Source organism: Evansella halocellulosilytica (genome assembly GCF_002335745.1).
GTDB classification, from domain to species: Bacteria; Bacillota; Bacilli; order Bacillales; family Salisediminibacteriaceae; genus Bacillus_CA; species Bacillus_CA halocellulosilytica.
Map to the genome: position 1 here is coordinate 2,544,360 of NZ_NIST01000001.1, position 20,089 is coordinate 2,564,448.

21 protein-coding genes are annotated in these 20,089 nt (G+C 34.6%); 15 read left to right on the forward strand and 6 right to left on the reverse strand.

What is annotated here, in order from left to right:
- Window positions 1-88 precede the first annotated feature (88 nt).
- The 6 genes from CD001_RS12155 to CD001_RS12180 all read right to left on the reverse strand — a co-directional run bounded on the left by CD001_RS12155 (window position 89) and on the right by CD001_RS12180 (window position 5,281).
- Complete coding sequence (locus tag CD001_RS12155; protein WP_257009798.1) at window positions 89-598, reverse strand: tyrosine-type recombinase/integrase; 510 nt, start codon at window positions 596-598, stop codon at window positions 89-91.
- A 356-nt stretch (window positions 599-954) separates the two neighbouring features.
- Window positions 955-1,755 carry an ExeA family protein gene (locus CD001_RS12160; protein WP_096186330.1) on the reverse strand — a complete coding sequence of 267 codons (801 nt, stop codon included), beginning with the start codon at window positions 1,753-1,755 and terminating at the stop codon, window positions 955-957.
- Window positions 1,752-3,128, reverse strand: coding sequence for a DDE-type integrase/transposase/recombinase (locus tag CD001_RS12165; RefSeq protein WP_096186329.1), 1,377 nt, complete (start codon window positions 3,126-3,128; stop codon window positions 1,752-1,754). Before CD001_RS12165 ends, CD001_RS12160 begins: the two co-directional genes overlap by 4 nt.
- A 196-nt stretch (window positions 3,129-3,324) precedes the next feature.
- Entirely contained in the window at window positions 3,325-3,924 is a 600-nt protein-coding gene (locus tag CD001_RS27305; protein ID WP_407081092.1) for a DUF6431 domain-containing protein, read from the reverse strand.
- 115 nt (window positions 3,925-4,039) lie between these two features.
- On the reverse strand, window positions 4,040-4,414 hold the full coding sequence (locus CD001_RS12175) for a site-specific integrase (protein ID WP_096187977.1): 375 nt from the start codon (window positions 4,412-4,414) through the stop codon (window positions 4,040-4,042).
- A 186-nt stretch (window positions 4,415-4,600) separates the two neighbouring features.
- Window positions 4,601-5,281, reverse strand: a complete 681-nt coding sequence (locus CD001_RS12180) for a helix-turn-helix domain-containing protein (protein WP_096187978.1) — start codon at window positions 5,279-5,281, stop codon at window positions 4,601-4,603.
- A gap of 273 nt (window positions 5,282-5,554) precedes the next feature.
- Here CD001_RS12180 and CD001_RS12185 point away from each other — a divergent pair, with 273 nt between their 5' ends.
- From CD001_RS12185 to CD001_RS26690, 15 genes are all read left to right on the forward strand, one after another.
- The gene (locus CD001_RS12185) at window positions 5,555-5,815 is read left to right on the forward strand and encodes a hypothetical protein (RefSeq protein ID WP_096187979.1); all 261 of its coding nucleotides are present in this window, start codon (window positions 5,555-5,557) and stop codon (window positions 5,813-5,815) included.
- Complete coding sequence (locus CD001_RS12190) at window positions 5,812-6,258, forward strand: hypothetical protein (protein ID WP_096187980.1); 447 nt, start codon at window positions 5,812-5,814, stop codon at window positions 6,256-6,258. The genes CD001_RS12185 and CD001_RS12190 overlap by 4 nt, the downstream gene beginning before the upstream one ends.
- Entirely contained in the window at window positions 6,248-6,700 is a 453-nt protein-coding gene (locus CD001_RS12195) for a hypothetical protein (RefSeq protein ID WP_096187981.1), read from the forward strand. Before CD001_RS12190 ends, CD001_RS12195 begins: the two co-directional genes overlap by 11 nt.
- Before the next feature lie 29 nt (window positions 6,701-6,729).
- On the forward strand, window positions 6,730-7,158 hold the full coding sequence (locus CD001_RS12200) for a recombinase family protein (RefSeq protein WP_096187982.1): 429 nt from the start codon (window positions 6,730-6,732) through the stop codon (window positions 7,156-7,158).
- Window positions 7,159-7,253: 95 nt separating this feature from the next.
- On the forward strand, window positions 7,254-7,613 hold the full coding sequence (locus tag CD001_RS12205) for a hypothetical protein (RefSeq protein WP_096187983.1): 360 nt from the start codon (window positions 7,254-7,256) through the stop codon (window positions 7,611-7,613).
- Between the two features lie 102 nt (window positions 7,614-7,715).
- Entirely contained in the window at window positions 7,716-9,506 is a 1,791-nt protein-coding gene (locus CD001_RS12210; protein WP_096187984.1) for a recombinase family protein, read from the forward strand.
- Window positions 9,507-10,339: 833 nt separating this feature from the next.
- The gene (locus tag CD001_RS27310) at window positions 10,340-10,462 is read left to right on the forward strand and encodes a dihydrodipicolinate synthase family protein (protein WP_218839251.1); all 123 of its coding nucleotides are present in this window, start codon (window positions 10,340-10,342) and stop codon (window positions 10,460-10,462) included.
- Between the two features lie 5 nt (window positions 10,463-10,467).
- Window positions 10,468-12,030 (forward strand): glycoside hydrolase family 43 protein, encoded by a 1,563-nt coding sequence (locus CD001_RS12220; RefSeq protein ID WP_096187985.1) that lies wholly within the window; start codon window positions 10,468-10,470, stop codon window positions 12,028-12,030.
- A gap of 228 nt (window positions 12,031-12,258) precedes the next feature.
- A complete protein-coding gene (locus CD001_RS12225; RefSeq protein WP_179298716.1) occupies window positions 12,259-13,248 on the forward strand; it encodes a LacI family DNA-binding transcriptional regulator in 990 nt (329 codons plus the stop codon).
- A 552-nt stretch (window positions 13,249-13,800) separates the two neighbouring features.
- A complete protein-coding gene (locus CD001_RS12230) occupies window positions 13,801-14,751 on the forward strand; it encodes a carbohydrate ABC transporter permease (RefSeq protein ID WP_096187987.1) in 951 nt (316 codons plus the stop codon).
- Window positions 14,751-15,590, forward strand: coding sequence for a carbohydrate ABC transporter permease (locus CD001_RS12235; RefSeq protein ID WP_096187988.1), 840 nt, complete (start codon window positions 14,751-14,753; stop codon window positions 15,588-15,590). The genes CD001_RS12230 and CD001_RS12235 overlap by 1 nt, the downstream gene beginning before the upstream one ends.
- Window positions 15,591-15,648: 58 nt before the next feature.
- A complete protein-coding gene (locus CD001_RS12240; RefSeq protein ID WP_096187989.1) occupies window positions 15,649-16,269 on the forward strand; it encodes a YesL family protein in 621 nt (206 codons plus the stop codon).
- A gap of 124 nt (window positions 16,270-16,393) precedes the next feature.
- On the forward strand, window positions 16,394-17,731 hold the full coding sequence (locus CD001_RS12245) for an ABC transporter substrate-binding protein (protein ID WP_096187990.1): 1,338 nt from the start codon (window positions 16,394-16,396) through the stop codon (window positions 17,729-17,731).
- 378 nt (window positions 17,732-18,109) lie between these two features.
- Window positions 18,110-19,594: an alpha-N-arabinofuranosidase gene (locus CD001_RS12250; protein ID WP_096187991.1), complete on the forward strand. Its 1,485-nt coding sequence runs from the start codon at window positions 18,110-18,112 to the stop codon at window positions 19,592-19,594.
- Between the two features lie 8 nt (window positions 19,595-19,602).
- Window positions 19,603-19,869 carry a hypothetical protein gene (locus CD001_RS26690; RefSeq protein WP_096187992.1) on the forward strand — a complete coding sequence of 89 codons (267 nt, stop codon included), beginning with the start codon at window positions 19,603-19,605 and terminating at the stop codon, window positions 19,867-19,869.
- Window positions 19,870-20,089: the final 220 nt, after the last annotated feature.

Consider the following 20,089-nt stretch of genomic DNA (forward strand, 5'->3'; position numbering starts at 1 on the left):
CGGCTCTTCCGTATTATTCTCATTTTGGAACAGTATTGTGAATTGGATAGAAGGTCTTTTTAAATGAAAGGTGGTCTTTAAACATCTCTCACATTAATTTTTCTAACGCAATTTCTTTTGTTTCGTTATCTGCCAGAGAATAACGAGTTACCATATCTGTTGAAGAATGTCCACTTAAAGATTGAATAAGTGAAAAATCCTCGTTATTTCGAACAAGTGTTGTAATAAATGTGTGTCGTAATGAATGTACGTTATATCCGAACTTTTTTAATAAGTGTTGTACTGCTCGTGGAGAGATTCTTTTCCCGTGAGTAGAAAGGAACAATGGAGATTCGTTATCCATTCTATCTGCTAGATATCTTCTAATAGCCCGTCTTGCTTCTGCATTAAGCGGGATTACTCTTTCCTTGTTCCCTTTCCCATTCCTTATTGTTACTTGTCCTTTTCTTTCAGTCATTTCAATGTCTTCTTTATTTAAAGAAACCAACTCTTGAAGGCGAACACCAGTATTAACCAGAAGCATAATTATAGCAATGTTTCTGTTATTACCGGTGCGGTCAACCTCTCGAATTAATTTATTCAGTTCATTTCTTTTCAATGATGTCAGAAGCCATATTAAATGACGGTTCTTTCGGAAACGTCACTGTCGTTGACTAACTTCCTTCGGAACCGCCATTTCGTTTTCCTTCTTTTAACCGCCACTTTTTTGTCAGCTATAAAAAATCCCCGTCTTTAAGACGAGGGAGATAATTATAATAATAATTTCATTTCTATATGCTCTCTATGCTTTTAAATTGCTTTGATTAACTCTTTGTTTTGCTTCTTTAATTCTTCATTTTCTTTTTCTATTTGTTTAAGCAGTTCCATCTTGTCATCCATGCTCATGCTTTTTATGGTAATGGTACTTAATTTGGTCTCCATTAAATTAACCCTTTCCGAAGTCAAATTGTTTATTTAATATCTCTGGTCAGCGATTACTCTTTCTACGGTATCTTCGTCAACTAACTTATCTTTTCTCGCAACGCAATCTAATAAACACTCTGTACATAAACGATTTGTTAATCGTAAAATTCCTTTTGTGTACGTATAAATATTCTTCATGGCAGCTTCCGTAAATATTTGTCTTTCTTCGCCTGCAACTTTCAAATGATGCTCTATATATTCTTTCATTTCATCATACGTTAATCCTACTAAATGAAAACGAGTTGTAATTCGTTGAGAAATAGCTTCTAGACTTCGAAGGCGTATTTTATCACGTAATTCTGGTTGCCCCACTAAAATAAGTGCTAAAGGGGATAATGAGTCAATTTCAAAGTTTGTTAAGAAACGAATTTCTTGCAACATTGTAGGCGATAAAAGGTGTGCTTCATCGATCACTACAATCGGTGTTTTTTCCTTGTTTTGATATAAGTCTAGTAGAGCGGCTTTGAATTGTCTTTTCAGATCACTTGCTAAAAACATTGGTTCAATCCCAACTTGCACAAGCATCTCTCGGTAAAAATCCCTTGGTTTTAAAGATGAATCTGATAAATAAAGAAAAACATGTTCACTTGATACAAGACGGTCATGCAAAGCCCGTAGGGCGGTTGTTTTTCCTGCACCAACTTCTCCTGTGATAAGGCCGAATTCTCTTTGGTTAATCATGAATTCGAGTCTTGCTTGCATTTCTTCGAACTGTTCGGATTGGAATAAATCATGCGTTAATATTTGTTTTTGAAAAGGGGTTTTTTCCCACCCAAAATAAGCTGCTATCATTTGTCTTCACCTCTTATAATGGAACTGTAACTTAAGCGTCCCAATTGCTCTTTCTTTTTCTTTTCATGCTCAGGAAGGATGAGTTCTAAAAAGTTATATTGTGTTTTTATTTCTTCTTGTGTTTCTTCTTCCATAATGAACCGTCTATCAATTGTTCGATGAACTTCCAAAGCGTTTGCCATACCAAAGCTTTTTCCATCGTGCCACACTTCAAGATGATTTAAATCGATTGGGTCGTATCGAACAATAATTTCACTGCCACTAAGCACAGAATCTACTTCATATTTATTATTTTGAAAGGATATACACCCTGTCTTATCTACCTTTCTCTTTTCCTCCCATAAGAATGCTTGCTTCATTTCTTCTAATGTGGGAAAAACGAGTGGATGATCATTTTCTTCAAAACGCTCTCTAGGTGTTTGCTTTGTTTCTCCATGTTTGCGTTCATGATAGAACGTACCTAACCAAATTTGAAAATAATGATTTAGTTCCTCAATGGTTTGTATTTTTCCAGATTCGATTAAGTCATAAGCTTCAACTTTAAAAGAGGTATCGACAAACTGGAAAAAGCGCTCTAATTTCCCACGTCCTTCAGGACGTCCAGGTTTAGAGTGGGAAAGTTTAATCCCTAACTTTGCACATGCAAGTTTTAAAATATCCGATCGATATACTGCTCCGTTATCGACGTAAATTTGTTCAGGCTTCCCTTGAGAAATCATTGCTTTTTGTAAACAGTCTTCTAATTGTGGTCCTCGTTCCTGAAAGTAAAATTCGCCATGGACGATGGACCTTGAATAGTCATCCATGAATGCAATGAGTTTCGCAGTGAGTCTACGCTCTGGTTTATTAGGATCTGGAAGATAAAGTGTATGTTGAACATCCCCTTGCCAACATGCATTTCGATAAGGGAACTCAAAACGACGATAACTCCCCGACTTTGATCCTCTTAATTTCTTTCTCGTAATATTTAGCTTTCTTAATTGTTTCGATAACGTACTCTCTGATATTTCTCCTTGTTTAATAACACCTGCTAACTCTAGAATACGAATGATTTGCTCGACAGAGCGTTCAGGCTTTTCCTTTTTCAATCTAATCGCTTTCGTTAATACTTCTTCTCCAATCACTCTTGATGTACATGTTGCACGTTTACTAGGTTTTAGTGCTTCGAAGCCTCCTTGACGATAAAGTTGAAGATAACGTTCGAGTGTTCGTTTGCTAATGGTTTGCTCTTCTCCATATGCATTGATGTGCTTTTGATTGGATATAGATCTTAGATGTTGTGATAATTCTCCTTTTTCCAAGGTTCTGGTTACAACGTTTGATATTAAACCAAACCGAAATAGTGCGATGTTTGTTCTCAGTTGTTCGTCCATCTCCTGCCTCCTTTAAATAAAATGTCTTTTCTATTTTCTTATAAAGGGGCTCAATTGAAGAGGGGACAAGTTCTGTGGGATTTCACGACCCTTATTGGAACTTTATGGTTATTATTAGCCGTATTTTAGGCGAATACAAAATGGCATTGATGATGTCGGTGAAAGACTTCCTGAAGGAAATTCCATTGCGAGGCATTTATTCTTGTATAAGCAAATTTATCCATGGGAGAAAACCGTAGAAGGGGTAAGGATTCGAAGGATGAACTTTTTTCCAAACGGTTAAGATGAGTTGAATAAGAGTCTCCGCCACATTCGGGTGACGGACCTTTGATCCAACATTGAAGGCAGGATACACCCTTAATAACATTTTTAACATTTGCTGGGTGAGACGTTGAAGTTGTTTATTACATTGTCGTTTCCAACGTTTCAAGGTTCCCTTTGGTATAAGATAAGGGTAGCCACGTGTTATCTTTAGATTAGCACTTTGATACGTTTCTCTTTTATGAAAAATCCTCAAAAAGAAACTCTCATAGATCAATGTGTAATGAGCTCGATATGGTATTAAAAAGTCAGGGAGAATAGAGATTGTTTGTCTACAAGTTTGATTCGAGCATCTCCAGCGATAAATCCGAAGGATATAACTCTTTGACTTTGTAAGGACTGTTCTTTTGTAATAACCATGTTTATGAAGGTTACTTCCACATAATGGGCATGGTTCATTATAGACGGGTGGTACTTCATGGTAATTCCTCAAGTACCCCTTGATAGATTTAGAGATATGTTTTATGATAATCATGGTTTTTGAAAATGTTTTTGCCTCAAAGAGACGGTCATCTCTTTGGGGCTTTTATTTTGCCTTTCTTCCGTAATGGATATTTTTCTCAAAAATCCATTGTCACATATAATCTACCTCATGTAACGTCAATATTAATTCCTAAAATGTCAAAATCCGCCGTCATTGGAAATGGCGGCGGACACAATGACTTCGGTGCCTCGTTTAAGTAGTTTGGAGTTCTTACTACTTGAATGTCTTCTGTTGCTTCAGTATTGTTATTCCATGTACAAAACTTTTTGATAGCGTTCCACTTTTTATTAATTGTTGCTGCACTATTTCTTTGGCTAGCCAGATAATTAATATATTGTTGTACATCGACCCGCCCAAAATTCTCCAAGTCTGTTCCCGCACCTGATAACCAAGTTTGAAATTGCAATAAAGCATTTCTGTATGTTTTCTTAGTTGTAGAAGAGTGTGCTATTAATGCCTCGTTAATAAACCTCTCAACCATGTGCTCCCACCTTTCTTTAGTGATAAATAATTCTACGACATAAAATACTCTTGTTAATTCTAATTTTAGCGCGCATTTCAAATAAAATCATGATAAAAAAAGTCGTAGAATAACTATTCTACGACGTAATTCCATGCAGTTTTCTTATTTAATCTTTTTGTTCGTAATTCCATGCAGTTTTCTTATTTAATCTTTTTGTTCAAGTTCCTCAAGCATTTTAAGTACCTTTTGACCATTTTCAATATTTTGGTTTAAATATGATTTTAATACCTTAATCTGTTCTTCTTTGGTTGGCTCATGAGTTATTTGTTGGGCTTCTATTGAATAGGTTAGTTGATTAATCAGGTCATCTATTTCTTTGTTGTCAGAGTTATTGTTCATAACCATATATATTGAAGCCATAAAAATATTAATTATCTGCTTAGATAATTCTTCGTGTTGTTGTATTTCCTCTAATGTTAAATCCTCTAATGTTTTACCATGTTTCGTAATTAATGTATTAGTAATTAAACCAAACAAAACTACTTCAATTGGATCATCTATTTCTATCTCATGGTTTTGGCGATCCTTAAAGTGTTGCTTAATTTTATTGGAAGAAAAATTAAACAACTCCTCAAAGAAATCAAAATCCCATGTGTCCATTACAAAATCAGTTTTTTGAACTAGATAATCAACTGATGTATTGAACAAATTAGCCAGTTTTACTATGTCTTCAATTGATGGTCTACGATGGTTATTCAAGTACTTTTGTAAATTAGACTTATTAAATCCGAAATCTTCTATTAATGACTGGCGATTAATATCGAAGTTATTCTCATTGATTAAATGTCTGAGACGATCCCCAATCATAATCTTATCATCACTCATATAGCAACCTCTCCTCCTTAAAATACCTTTATTACCAAAAAATAATCATTATAGTATTTATCTTTCTTATAGCGTATTCTACCATATGGTGACCTATTTCAGGACACTTTATTAATAAAAAAATAAAAAATGTCACTTTTAGTCTTTACAAATGATTTTTTATCATGTTAACATTAAGTCATCACAAAACATCCTTTTTTGTTACACTTTTAATATATATAAAATATAAGTGTGACAAAATAGGATAGTTAAGATTTTAAAAGGAGTGATTTGATGGGTCTGAAAGGTAGAAATTGTCCGAAATGTGGGAATGAGTATTTTGCTCCACCAGCATTAAGTAGAGAAGATAATAAAACAGACATCTGTTCAGCATGTGGTTCTTGGGAAGCCGTCGGTGCTTATCTTCAATATATTGGTGCTTCTAAAGATGAATTAAGACAGATGAGAGATCAAATCTATCTAGATGGGCGAAAAAAGGAAATGCAGTATAAAGAACATATGATGAATTTAAAAATGGAGGGGGTTGTCAAATGAGAAATGAAAGTTACTATTTATCCAAAGTACTAGATGAGGTAGTAGGAACAGCACTGTCTAGCATGTTTACCGATATGGTTGACGAAAAATTTTCAGGCAATAGAGAGGAGTATATAAAATACCTAAATAAAACAGGGAAAAAATTCAACAAATTATTCTCACCTAAAGAGAAGGAAACATTATTTACTGTTATAGTTCCTTGGACATTATCAGGAGGTGAGGTTTTGCCAATTCTACCAAAAGAGATACTAATCTTTTGTATTGACTTTGAGGTTAAAGCCAATAAAAAAAAGATTATTAAAGATAGGATAAATACTAAGTTACTTAAATCTAAAATTAGTAAATTATCTGAGTTAGAAGCGTTACTTTTACTGATCCTAAATGACAAGTTGATTAGAGAAGCAAGAATGATGGTTGAAGAGGAATGCTCGTATGGATATTGAGATTAAAGATAAACGATTAAGAAATTATATTAATAAAGTTTATCGAAACCATGGTATTACTCAGAAAAAGGTTTGTGATACAGTTCGTGTTTCTGAAAATTGGACCTTATTGGAATATGAGGAACTTCTTACCTTCACACCTTTTAGAAACCCAGATATTAAAATTTTTAAAAATAAAGAATCAAATGATTACCTTGCTGTTTTGTTTATGCCGGGTGAAGACTACTACACAATTTACTGGCGGTCGAAATCATATTTAAATGTAAAACAAGTGCTAAATACTTTGTTAATCGTTCATCGGATTGAATCAATTTTCTCATTAAGGGATGAAGCATATTTTCTTTGTTGGGAGTGTGGTACAAAAAGCCATTTTTTAGATATTGCTGCAGATAGTTTAAAGGAGAAATGGAGTAAATACGAAAATTTTTGTTGTTGTGATTAAAGTCAAAAAATTAGAAAAGGGTGTAAAAAATGAAAAAGAAAAAAGCCATAGGTTACTTAGTAAGAATTCTTGATTGTAATGGAAATCAAGTCAACCTTTCACTTGAAAAACAATTTGAGGAAATTGTTAAATATTGTGATCTAAAAGGATATGAATTGGATGACATTCACAATGAGACTATTAAAGCAACCAATAGTATCAAAAGAGTTGGATTAGAAAGAGTATTAGAAAACAGCAATAATTACGATTTAATTATTTCTTATGATATTGGAAGTATTGCAAGGAACATTTTTGAAGTAAGTGAATTATTTTCAAGATTAGAAGAAATAGATCTAATGTATTCATCTGCTACAGAAGGTCTTTTTAGAACTGACACGCCATCAGGTAGATTATGTGTAAATATGCTTGAAAGTTTAGTGAGACTAGAAGAAGACCTGAAAGTAAAATATCAAACTTAATACTTGATATTAAATACCACAATGAGTATCTAAAAGCAGGAAAACCAATGAATAACTTTAATACATATTCATTGGAACAAAAGGAGGAAATCAAAGTGACTATTAAAAAAAGTGATTTTTCTGTAAAGGATTTTGAAGGCTTAGTTGATAAAACATATGACTTGGAATATGGTTATAAAATCTGTTTTTATCGAGATGGAAACTGGAGTGTACTTAGAGTAAACGAAATTGATAAAGATGAATTTTTTTCTATTCGCCTTAATGGTGTTAACAATTCTGATGAAGACATTGATGCTCTGATTAAAAGCGAATATTCAAGCGATGAAATTTCTGTAATGACGGAAGAAGAATATGGAGAAGTTTATGAAGATATGTTTAATTCTCATATGAGGCAATTAATGTTTGAATGGCTATACGATGAGATCCCGTTTAGGTTGGAGGAATTAGGATATTGAGGAAGTGTTGTAAGAGTGAATCAACTATCAACAGGCACCTATTATTATAGGGACGCCTGTTGATTAAAAAAAAATGAATTTGGATTAGGGGGATAATAAGTTATGGAAAACAGTAATAAGGCAGTTGCATATATCAGGGTGTCTCGAATGGGTTTGGAAAAGGAAGATTGGGATGAAAAAGAAAGTCCTAAAACACAACTTGATACAATACAGAAATATTGTGATTTAAAAGGTTATGAGTTGGTACGTGTTTATCAGGATTTAGATAAAAGTGGTAAAGATGATGAAAGAGACGAGTTTAAAAAAATGATTAAAGCAATTGAAAACGGTGAAGATATTGGTGTTGTGGTGGTTTATAATTTAACGAGATTCTCGAGGAGTCTGCTTGATATAAATAAGTATTTGGAATTGTTTGATGAACACCATGTCAATTTTGCTTCTGCTACTGAAGAACACCTTAGAACAGATAATAGTATGGGGAGATTGATGGTAAATATTATGGGGGCAATAGCCCAATTTGAAAGAGAACGAATAGCAGAAAACGTCAGAAATAACATGCGTAACCGGGCAAGAAGAGGACTTCATAATGGTGGATTTGCACCAGTTGGGTACTATGTTAATGATAAAGGAACATATTCAATAAAGGAAGATGAAGCAAAAGTAGTTAAACGTATATTCCAAATGTATGTTGATGGTTACGGGAAAGGAAGAATTTCTGAAGTATTGTCTTCTGAGAAAGTATTGGGTAGAGAATGGCCTAAGTCAACGATTCATGAAATTCTGATAAACGAGAAATACAAAGGGGAGTATATTTTTGGAAAACGAGACAAAAGAAAAGGAAAGCCAAGATATAAGGACAGAAGTGAATGGATAATTCCTGAGGAAGATTACAAACATCCTGCAATTGTTTCTGAGGTTTTATTTGAGAAAGCCCAAAAGGTACGTGAACAAAGAGGAGATGGGAAAAATTACTTTAAGAAAGAGAATGTACAGACATATGTACTCGGAGGGATGATCTACTGCGGTCAGTGTGGAAGTAAAATGACAGGGCGAACCAACCGTAATTCTAAAGGAAAAAAGTATAGGTATTATACATGTTCAAAAAAAGATAAACAATTTGCAGGAGCGTGTAGTCAAAGATCCATTAGACAAGAGAAAATAGATGCATTAGTTATCGATTCATTGGAGGGATATATTTCTCATGAGTCGTTTCTTGAAAACATGAAAAAAGCACATAGAGAATATATAGAAGATTTAAAAATTGAGTATAGTAAGATATTGAAACTTGAGAGCGAAATAAGAGTGAAAACTGAACTAAAAAAACAATATGCTTCAATGATTGTTGATGCCCGAACAGAAGGGGAAGATGAAGATGTTATCAAGGACATGAAAGAGAAATTGAAGGAAGTGAAAGAGGAGATAGAAACATTGGAAATTCAAAAGAAAAAATTGTACGAATTTAAAGAGGAAGATAGTGAAATAACACTTGATATAATAGAAGAACTTGAAAAAATGGACCCATGTGAATTACTTACATCGTTAGATAATTTAAAGGAAAACTTTAATATTCAATGGGTAAAGCATTTTGATGAAGAAAGTCAAAACAGGTTGCTGAAAAATTACACCAAGCGAGTCGAAGTGGCTGATTTGAATTCCAAGAAAACAGAAGTAAAGATAACATTTAACTTTTCAAAAGACAATGTTGAACTAATCCTTTTTCAAAATGAAAAAATTAAAAATCCTGTATTTTATGATGATGAGTATGGTGGGTACGAGTCTTTTTTTAAAAAACGGATTGTGTCGGTGACAAACGGCACAATCCACCGGTACCATCTAAACGATAAAAAAGTTAATATATCAGTACTAACAGATGATTTTCACCCTAATAAGTGAAGTCATCTTTTTTGTGTTTTACAGGCAAACTTAGGTGACTCTAAACTGAATGTTGAGGAGCTCTTTATGAGATCGATAATTGTCTTTGATAATAGAAGTGGTCAAAGAGAGAGGTATACTTCTCAGATCAATTTATCTCTATTTCTTCCTAGTAATAGTATTAGGAAGAAATAGAGGAGCGAGACATTTACTATAAAGAATACACTGTGAGGTTAGTTATGTATTTTCCGTTTTCTTGATTTTGTTCGATGTAAAGGGGTTCTTGAAGCGTTTTAATAATGAGTGAACTGTACTTTTATCCAGTTCCATTCTTTCACTAATATCAGTTATTTAGAGCATCAGTCGTATGTTCATCAAATAAATCTATAATTTCTAGAGCGAGTACAACAGATTAGATAATTGGCATATAGACCCCTCATATTCATCATATTTTTAAACAGGAGTTCTAGCAAATTCGTAAATAATTTTACATGAACTGGAACGTTTTTAAAAAGAATTTAAAATCCCGCTCTTTTATTTTCCAGTGTAAGTGTTTTCTTTTTGTGATTATATGCTATAATAAACAAAATATTTTGAATTATAGCATGTAATTTTATAATATAAAACAAATAAAGGATAAAACTTATCAAAGTAAATGGTTCATATAAAGGAGAAGTAGAATATTGGAAAATATGAAAGCGCTTAAAGAGGTCGTTCCACCGCTCTCAATCTTATTGGTTTAAAGAAAAAGGGTTGCTAGATAAAAATCAAATGAGCAGTTTAATTGATTATTTGATTATGAAAGAAGGAATAAATGGGCTTTTTTTCTTGGAACTGGTGGAGAGTTTTCGCAGATGTCATCAGGTGAAAGAAAAGAGATAGCTAAATTTGCGGTAAATTATGTGAATAAAAGGGTGCCTGTGCTAATAGCGACGGGGAGTACTAGTACGCGGAATTATTATGGAAAAGAAAGGTGAGGTTTATGAAGACAATAAAGAATCCTGTGTTACCGGGGTATCATCCAGATCCATGTATTATACGGGTGGAAGACGATTATTACATGGCTGTCTCTACATTTGAATGGTTTCCGGGTGTGCAAATTCATCATTCTAAGGATTTAGTAAACTGGAGACTATTGACATACCCGCTTACACGAACTTCACAATTAAATATGATAGGCAATATTAACTCTGGTGGTGTTTGGGCTCCGGCATTAAGTTATTCTGATGGAATTTTCTACTTAATTTATACAGATGTAAAAAGTAGAATGGGAGCATTCAAAGATACACACAACTATTTAGTTACTGCAGAAAATATCGAAGGTCCATGGTCAGAGCCCATTTACTTGAATAGTAGCGGTTTCGATCCTTCCCTCTTTCATGATGAGGATGGAACTAAATGGTTAGTGAATATGATCTGGGATTTTCGTAAAGGGAAAAATTCATTTGCTGGTATTGCTCTACAAGAATATTCAGTGGAGCATCAAAAATTAGTAGGTCCAATCCAAAATATTTTTAAAGGAACGGAATTAAAAGTAACGGAAGCTCCACACCTTTATAAGCGAAATGGCTACTACTATTTACTAACAGCAGAAGGTGGAACATGGTACACTCATGCAGTAACTGTAGCTCGATCAAAATCATTGTTTGGTCCATATGAAGTAGATCCAACGAATCCAGTGTTGTCATCCAATCAAGAAAATTTGGAACAATTACAAAAGGCTGGTCATGGTAGTCTAGTTGAAACACAAAATGGGCAATGGTATATGGCCCATTTATGTGCTAGACCCATTGTTGATCAAAAATGTATTCTGGGACGTGAAACAGCACTACAGAAATGTTATTGGACAGATGATGATTGGATTCGGGTAGAGGGAGGTCCGTATCCACAAATGGAAGTTGAAGCACCGGACCTCCCATCTCATCCCTTCGAAATGGAAAGTAACGAAGATGATTTTAACGATCAAACTCTAAAAAAATACTGGAATTCTTTAAGGCGTACGTTCTCGGAAGATTGGATATCTCTAGTAGAAAAACCTGGTTACTTAACACTAAAAGGTGGAGAATCCATGCAATCGACTCATCACCAAAGTCTAGTAGCAAGAAGGCTAGAGAGTTTTTATGTAGAAGTAGAGACTGAAGTTACATTTTCACCAGAGAATTTTCAGCAAATGGCTGGTCTCATCGTATATTATGATACCGACGATTATGTATATCTACGTGTTACGACACATGAGGAATTTGGTAAATGTATTGGAATTATTGAATCAAAGTATGGAAAATACGATGAATTGTTGCAAGAAGACCTTTCACTCTTCTCTGCATCGACTAAATTAAAAGCTGTCATTGAAAAACAATGGCTTCACTTTTCCTTTGTAGATGGAGAAGGGAAATGGAATGAGATCGGGCCGAAGATAGATATTAGTCACCTTTCCGATGATGATGCAGATTATATTCGATTTACTGGAACATTTGTAGGTATGTGCGTTCAAGATTTAAGTGGTCAACGTATTCCAGCTCATTTTGATTATTTCAATTATCGGTAGTTTGTCCATTTTTCTAGATTATCAGTTTAAAGGTGTAAATTTTGGTAAGTATTAAACACGCAAAAGGAATTGATTCATTTGTAACTACCAGCCCAGCTGGTAATAGAATTAATGCAAAATAAATAAATACTGCTTTAGTTACAGATTGGAAAAAACTAGAGAGTATGAAGCAGTGATAGAAGTTTTTTATGCAGCATTAATGGTATAATTTGCTTGAGGTGAATGACAATGAAGGTAACCATTAAAGATATTGCTAATATTTGTGGAGTGTCAACTGGAACAGTTGACCGGGCGCTTAATAACCGAACAGGAATTAGCGAGAAAACCAAAAAAAAGATTCTAAAAGTAGCAAAAGAAATGAAATACAAACCTGATTATATGGCAAGAAGTCTTGTAATGGGAAAAACAATGACGATTGGGGTTGTCTTGTTTGACTTATATAACCGCTCCTTTGCTCAATTACTAAATGCGATTGAGTTAAGAGCTAGAGAGTTAGGCTATTTTGTTTATATTACGCTGTCAGATAAAAAAGCGGAAAATGAAATCAATTGTATTGATTATTTAGTAGATCGAAAGGTTGATGGGATTATCCTGTTTACAGTGAACAAGGGTGAGCAATTTGAATCATATTTAAGCAAGCTAAATATTCCGATTATTACAATTTTAAATTATGTTTCTGAAAAATGGGAGTATATAGGGATTCGGGATCGCCAAGCTATGAAGGAGGCCATAGACTATATTGTAGGTGAAGGATACCAAAAATATATTTATATTAGTCCACCTCTTGCATATTTAGGAAAAACAAACATTTACACGCAAGAAGAGAGGCTTAATGGTTTTCATGAAGGACTAAAAAGAAATGGGATTTCCTCTAAACCGCTCATTGTAAAGAATAGTGAGTATATTAAAAAGTTAGAAAACATAACTTTTAGCAAAGATGAAAAGACAGCTATTGTCTGTTCAACCGATCTCTATGCGTTAGAAGTAATGGAGTATCTAAAGGAACAAGGTGTAAATATACCAGAGCAGGTAGGAGTAATGGGTTTTGATGATATTGATATGTTAAAGTACATTACGCCACGTTTAACGACAGTTAAATACCCAATTGAAGAAATTGGCAGACGGGCTGTAGAGAGCATAGTTAACAAAATTGATCATGGGGATTTTGTATCAACCTCTTTGCTAGATTATGAAATTATTAAAGGAGAGTCAATTTAAACATTATCTGAAAATTCTAAAATTAAGTTGACGGTAGTTGACGTGGGTGTTAGTATGAATTTGTACTAAGGAAATCAAATCAATAATCTCTCCCAAAATTAATGGAATGGGGATTATTTTTCCTAATTCCGTGTACGTACACGGAGTAGAAACCTTTATATTTTGAATAAAATTTATGTGAATGTTTGTTGATAATTAGCGTGTTTATTTTTCATTATATCGTTTACGAGCACAAATAAATGGGGGGATGGATTAGAAATCAAAGATACATAAGCTGAATAAACACCCAAAGTAATCAGTTGACTAATCAAAATAAGATTACTTGACTTATTATTTAAGTTTACGTGTACGTGCACGTAAGTTGTGTAGCTCTATAACAAAAATAGGTGAGAAACTAGCAATATCATGAACTAGAATCAAAAAGCAAGATGATTAACTGGATGTTTTGTTTTTTCGTGTATGAACATAAAGAAGTGTAAACGATTTCATAACTGGTATGTAAGGCACGCGTTATGTTTGAGTAGAAATCAAAAAACGATAGAGGGGGTTCCTATGTTACAAAAGGAAAGGGCTACCAAACAAGAAGTCGTCCAAGCGCAAAACAAGAAGTATGGCGGTTTATTTAAATTCTTAAATTCTCAAAAAGTAGTGCCGTATATCTTGATTTCACCATTTATTCTTTCGTTTTTAGTATTGTCGTTATACCCAGCAATTCAAGCAATTATTATGAGTTTCCAAAGAGTATTGCCTGGTGACATTACGTTCATTGGATTAAGGAATTATACGAGAATTTTTAATCCAACGTTTTATACAGCATTACAAAATACTACGGTTTATATGATTTTAACTGTTGTTATTTTAGTTTCAATACCGATGTTGTTAGCTGTTTTATTAAATTCGAATGTGGTGAAATTCAGAATATTTTTTAGGACGGCATTATTTTTACCAGCATTAACGTCAGTAATCGTTGCTGGTATGGTTTTCCGTTTAATGTTTTCCGAAAGTGATACAGCGGTAGCAAACCAAATCCTAAATTGGATTGGATTTGATTCGGTTGATTGGAGATACAATGCTTGGTCAGGGATGTTCCTAATGGTTGTTCTTGCATCTTGGCGCTGGATGGGTATAAACATATTGTATTTCCTAGCTGCGTTGCAAAATGTACCGAATGAGTTATATGAAGCTGCAGACATTGATGGTGCGAGTACTGTTCAGAAATTCTTTTATGTGACATTGCCATTTTTAAAACCAGTCACTATTTTCGTTGCGACTATTTCGATTATCGGTGGATTTAGAATGTTTGAAGAAAGCTTTGTATTCTGGACAGATGGTTCACCAGGGAATATTGGTTTAACGATAGTTGGTTACCTATATCAAGAAGGTATTCAACAGAATGATATGGGATTTGGGGCAGCTATTGGTGTTGTATTAATGGTTATAATCTTTGTAATCAGCTTGACTCAACTGTATTTATCTGGAGCCTTTAAAAGGGGGGATGAGTGATGAAGCAAACGAACAATCCTTTATTAACATGGCTGCTTACTGTTGGGTTTGTCGTTGTAGCATTTGTTGCCTTATTTCCACTGTTAAATTTAATACTTGCTTCATTTCAACCAGCATCGGATTTGATGAGGAATGGGATAAGCTTAATCTTTGATCCTAATACATTAACGATGGATAATTTCATCTTTATTTTTACTGAAGCTGGAATATATTGGAGATGGTATGGGAATAGCGTTTGGATATCGATTGTAATCGTTGTCTTATCCTTACTATTTTCTTCTATGGTTGGTTACGCTTTGGCAGTATACGATTTCAAAGGTAGAAACTTTTTCTTTTTACTAGTTTTAATCATTTTGATGATTCCATTTGAAATATTAATGTTACCTCTTTTCCAATTAATGATTAAGCTAAGTTTAGTAAATACTTATACAGCCGTTATATTACCTGCGATTGTTGCACCAATTGCCGTCTTTTTCTTTAGACAATATGCATTAGGGCTTCCTAAAGAACTAATGGATGCTGCAAGAATTGATGGTTGTAATGAGTATGGTATATTTTTTAAGATTATGCTTCCGCTTATGGGACCTTCATTAGCAGCAATGGCAATTTTACAAGGGTTAGGTAGTTGGAATAACTTCCTGTGGCCGTTAGTCGTATTACGATCCAGTGATATGTTTACACTGCCAATAGGTTTAGCAACATTATTAACACCATACGGTAACAACTACGATATTCTACTATCTGGTTCTGTAATGACAATAGTTCCGATTGTTCTCTTGTTTATTTTCTTCCAACGGTATTTCGTAGCCGGTTTAACAGTTGGTGGAGTAAAGGGATAATCGATTTATAAGGTTTTTAGGAAAAGGATTTTTGTAAAAATAATGAGGTGGACAACATATGAACGGAACTCAAATTGTATCATCGCTTGACCGAATCCTTCGCTGGATCGTACAACTAGCCGTAATAAATTTCTTGTGGTTTTACTACATGCTATTAGGTTTAATTATAGGGGGAGTATTTCCAGCAACATTGGCAGCATTAGGGTTATCAAGAAAATTAATAATGGGGAACACTGATCTAAAAATGTGGAAAACCTTTAAGCAGATTTACAGAGAAGAGTTCATACGATCTAATTTGATGGGGTGGTTTTTAACCGTCATCGGGGGAATTCTTTATCTGAATTATCTAGCAATAGCCAATTCAAGTGAGGAGCTAATATTTGTTGTGCCGTTTGCTTTCTACTTTATTTTATTTTTCTACCTCATTGTTGTTATTTGGGTTTTCCCGCTATTGGCACATTATCAAACAACATGGTTTTCATATATTCGCAGTGCCATCATTATTGGATTGACGAAAATTCACTATACTTTTGCAAGCGGTTTAGTTGTCTGTACAATCATTTATTTTTCACTAGATTTTCCTGGATTAATCCCGTTTTTTTCAATTAGCCTAGCTGCAATAGGTTGTATGTGGCTCTCTATGCAAACTTTTGGACAATTAGATGAGCGAACCTCTTAAATTAGCAATGGAAAACGGAAATCAAACATTATCTAAAGTATCGAGAACTTGAGGAGGTGGTATACTTAATATTTTTCCTAAGGTTGTCTGGTTTATAGTGTTTAAAAAATAGGGGAGGATTGTAATGAATAGGAAAAGCTTGTTATTTTCGTTAATTGGGATTATGGTACTCGTGTTAGTTGCTTGTAGTGGTAATTCATCCTCTTCAGATGATGCAGAGGAAACATCTGTAGTTGGAGATGATATTGAAGGTGCTACAGAACTAACGCTTTGGACATTTGCAGGTCAACATGTTGATTTATTTGAGGAGGCAGCGATTGCTTGGAATGAAGAATTCCCTGATAGACCACTAACACTCGTTGCCGAAACTTATCCATATGATCAAATGCACAACAATCTATTACTTGCATTGCAATCAGGATCAGGAGCACCGGATTTAGCTGATATTGAAATTTCTCGTTTCCCTAATTTCCTACAAGGTGTACCACAACTTTTACCAATGAATGATTATGTGGAACCGATTATTGATAAATTTATTGAAGCTCGTTTTGATATCTACGCTAAAGATGGCGAATATTACGGAATGCCTACTCATGTTGGTGCATCTGTGATGTATTACAACACAGAAATTATGGATGAAGCAGGGGTAGATGTTGAATCAATTCAAACTTGGGACGATTATGTTGAAGCTGGTAAACAAGTCGTAGAAAATACAGGTAAATTAATGACAACCGTTCATACGGATGATTACTTACCTATGTTTCAAATGGTCAGCCAACGTGGTTCAGATTGGTTTGATGAAAATGGTAATTTAACTCTAGACAATCCAGATAATATTGAAGTGTTACAATATTTACATGATTTAATTTATGTTCATGAAATTGCGGAGCTTACACCAGGCGGAGAACCACATGCGGAAGAATTTTATGCATATATGAATGAAGGAAATGCAGCTTCTATGGCCATGCCAATCTGGTATATGGGGCGTTTCCTTGAGAACATGCCTGACTTAAAGGGCAAAATGGTGATTCAGCCACTCCCTGCATGGGAAGAAGGTGGATTTCGTTCAGCTGGAATGGGCGGAACAGGTACTGTTGTTACAAACCAAACAGAACATGAAGATCTTGCTAAAGATTTCTTAGCATATGCAAAGCTTTCTGAAGAGTCAAACGAAAAGCTATGGACTGTCCTTGGGTTTGATCCTCCACGCTGGGACGTATGGGATAACGACATATTCAAAGAGGACAATGACTTCTATCAATTCTTTGGTAGTAATATTTTTGATGTATTATTAGATGTTCGAGATGAGATTAATTCAGTAAATATTACACAATACACACCTGCTGTAGCTAATGAGTTTGGTACAAATATTTTTAATGATGCACTAAGACAACAAACTCAAACTCCAGAAGAAGCCTTAAAAAATGCACAGCAGGCGGTCGAGTCTAATATGCAAAATTAGTATATAAGTGAAGATGCCAGGTTGACTCGATGTGGATATAATCACTCCTCGTTTTACCGATGTTAAACGAGGAGTGGTGATGAAACTGGCCGTAGAACAATGAACGTACTGTTAAGAGAATTTTGTATAGTCATTTTGATAGAGTATGAATGATGGAATTTGGAATGTTCTTATTAACTTTTACAATAAAATGTCAATGTGTAATTGCTTTTATTTGTGTACATAAACGTTAAAGGAAGTTTATATATCTTCCTTTTTTTAAGGGTGCGTTGTCTGTTGGTACAATTATTAAATGAGTAGTTAAATGATATTTTTACCTGCGTGTATGTGCACGGTTTTTTAAAAAAGAAAAGCCATAAAATATGAGGTGAATGAAACATGAAACAACATGCCATTTTAAATGTTGATGTTGAACAAGGAAAAATTAATAAAAATATCTACGGGCATTTTGCCGAGCATTTAGGCAGATGTATTTATGAAGGAATATGGGTAGGAGAAGATTCACCGATTCCTAATACAAACGGAATTCGCAATGATGTGGTAGAAGCATTAAAAAACATTAACATCCCTACTCTCCGTTGGCCAGGTGGATGCTTTGCTGATGAATATCATTGGAAAGATGGTATTGGTCCAAGGGAAAAACGAAAGAGAATGGTCAATACGCACTGGGGTGGTGTAGTAGAGAACAATCATTTTGGAACGCATGAATTCATGATGCTTTGTGAAATGCTTGAATGTGAGCCGTATATTTGTGGGAACGTTGGAAGCGGTACTGTCCAAGAGATGTCGGAATGGATAGAGTATATGACATTCAAAGGTGAGTCACCAATGGCAGATTGGCGAAGAGAGAATGGTCAAGAAGAACCATGGAAATTAACGTATTTTGGTGTCGGAAATGAGAATTGGGGATGCGGAGGGAATATGCGCCCCGAATACTACTCAGATCTCTATCGCCACTATCAGACTTATGTTCGTAACTATGATGGAAACAAGATTTACAAGATTGCAGGCGGTGCAAGTGTTGATGATTATCATTGGACAGAAGTGTTAATGCGAGAGTCTGCACGTTATATGGATGGATTAAGCCTTCATTATTATACGATACCTGGTGACTGGACAGAGAAAGGGGCAGCAACAGGATTCCCTGAAGGTGAGTGGTTTGTAACGATGAAAAAAGCGTTACATATAGATACTTTAATTCGTAAACATGCAACGATCATGGATAAATATGACCCTGAAAAACGCGTTGGAATGATTATTGATGAGTGGGGGACATGGTTTGATGTAGAGCATGGTACGAATCCTGGATTTTTGTATCAACAAAATACAATTCGAGATGCACTTGTTGCCGCTCTTCATTTTCATATTTTCCATGATCATTGTGACCGTGTTCAAATGACGAACATTGCGCAAACGGTAAATGTTCTCCAGTCGATGATCTTAACTGAGGGAGAAAAAATGATTTTAACTCCTACTTATCATGTATTTGAAATGTATAAGGTACACCATGATGCACAAAAGGTAGCGGTTGATACGAAAGCAAACGATTACGAGCTTAACGGGGAAACGTTGCCACAAGTCAGTCTTACCGCTTCTAAAAATGAAGAAGGTACAGTGCATGTAAGCATTTGTAATGTTGACCATAAAAACGACGCAGAAGTGAACATCGATATCCGTGGTCTAGCAATATCAAATGCAAATATTAGCGGTAGAATATTAACGGCTGATAAGATGGATGCTCATAATTCATTTGAACAATTTGAAAATGTGAAACCTGTTGAATTTAGTGGATTCTCTGTGGATGGTGAAGGATTAATCGTCAAGTTACCTCCAATGTCTGTTGCTGTATTAGCATTAAAATAAGAGGCAAGATGAAGGAAAAATTTAGAGATGACTGTAAGGGATGTCAAAGAGATGTCAGCGTTACTGATGAGCCGCTAATCTACTATTCAGATTCTAGAATTGAAGATCAAGGTAAGTATGTCAATGAAGATTTGTACCAAAAGCGTGTTCAGATTTGTCTCGATTGTTCCTCGTTACAATACGGAACGACTTGTAGGCATTCAGGGGTGCTCATTGGTTATAAAGCAAAGCAAAAAAATAAACGCTGTCCTATGCCAGGCGCTGCTAAATGGTAAAAGTAAGGACGTCAGATTGGAGGAGAATAACTTTGAGAGGTAATACGCTCTCATCCTCCAAACAAACATGGGAAATGTAAGTAGTGTGTCGATTTCTGCGTTTTATTTGTTTATGTTTTCTATATCAACCATCACATTGACTCAGTCTTTTCATTTTGATTTACTATCTAAAATTAAAAAGGAGATTAAGTGGCTAATGCCTTGTACCAACTAAACTTTA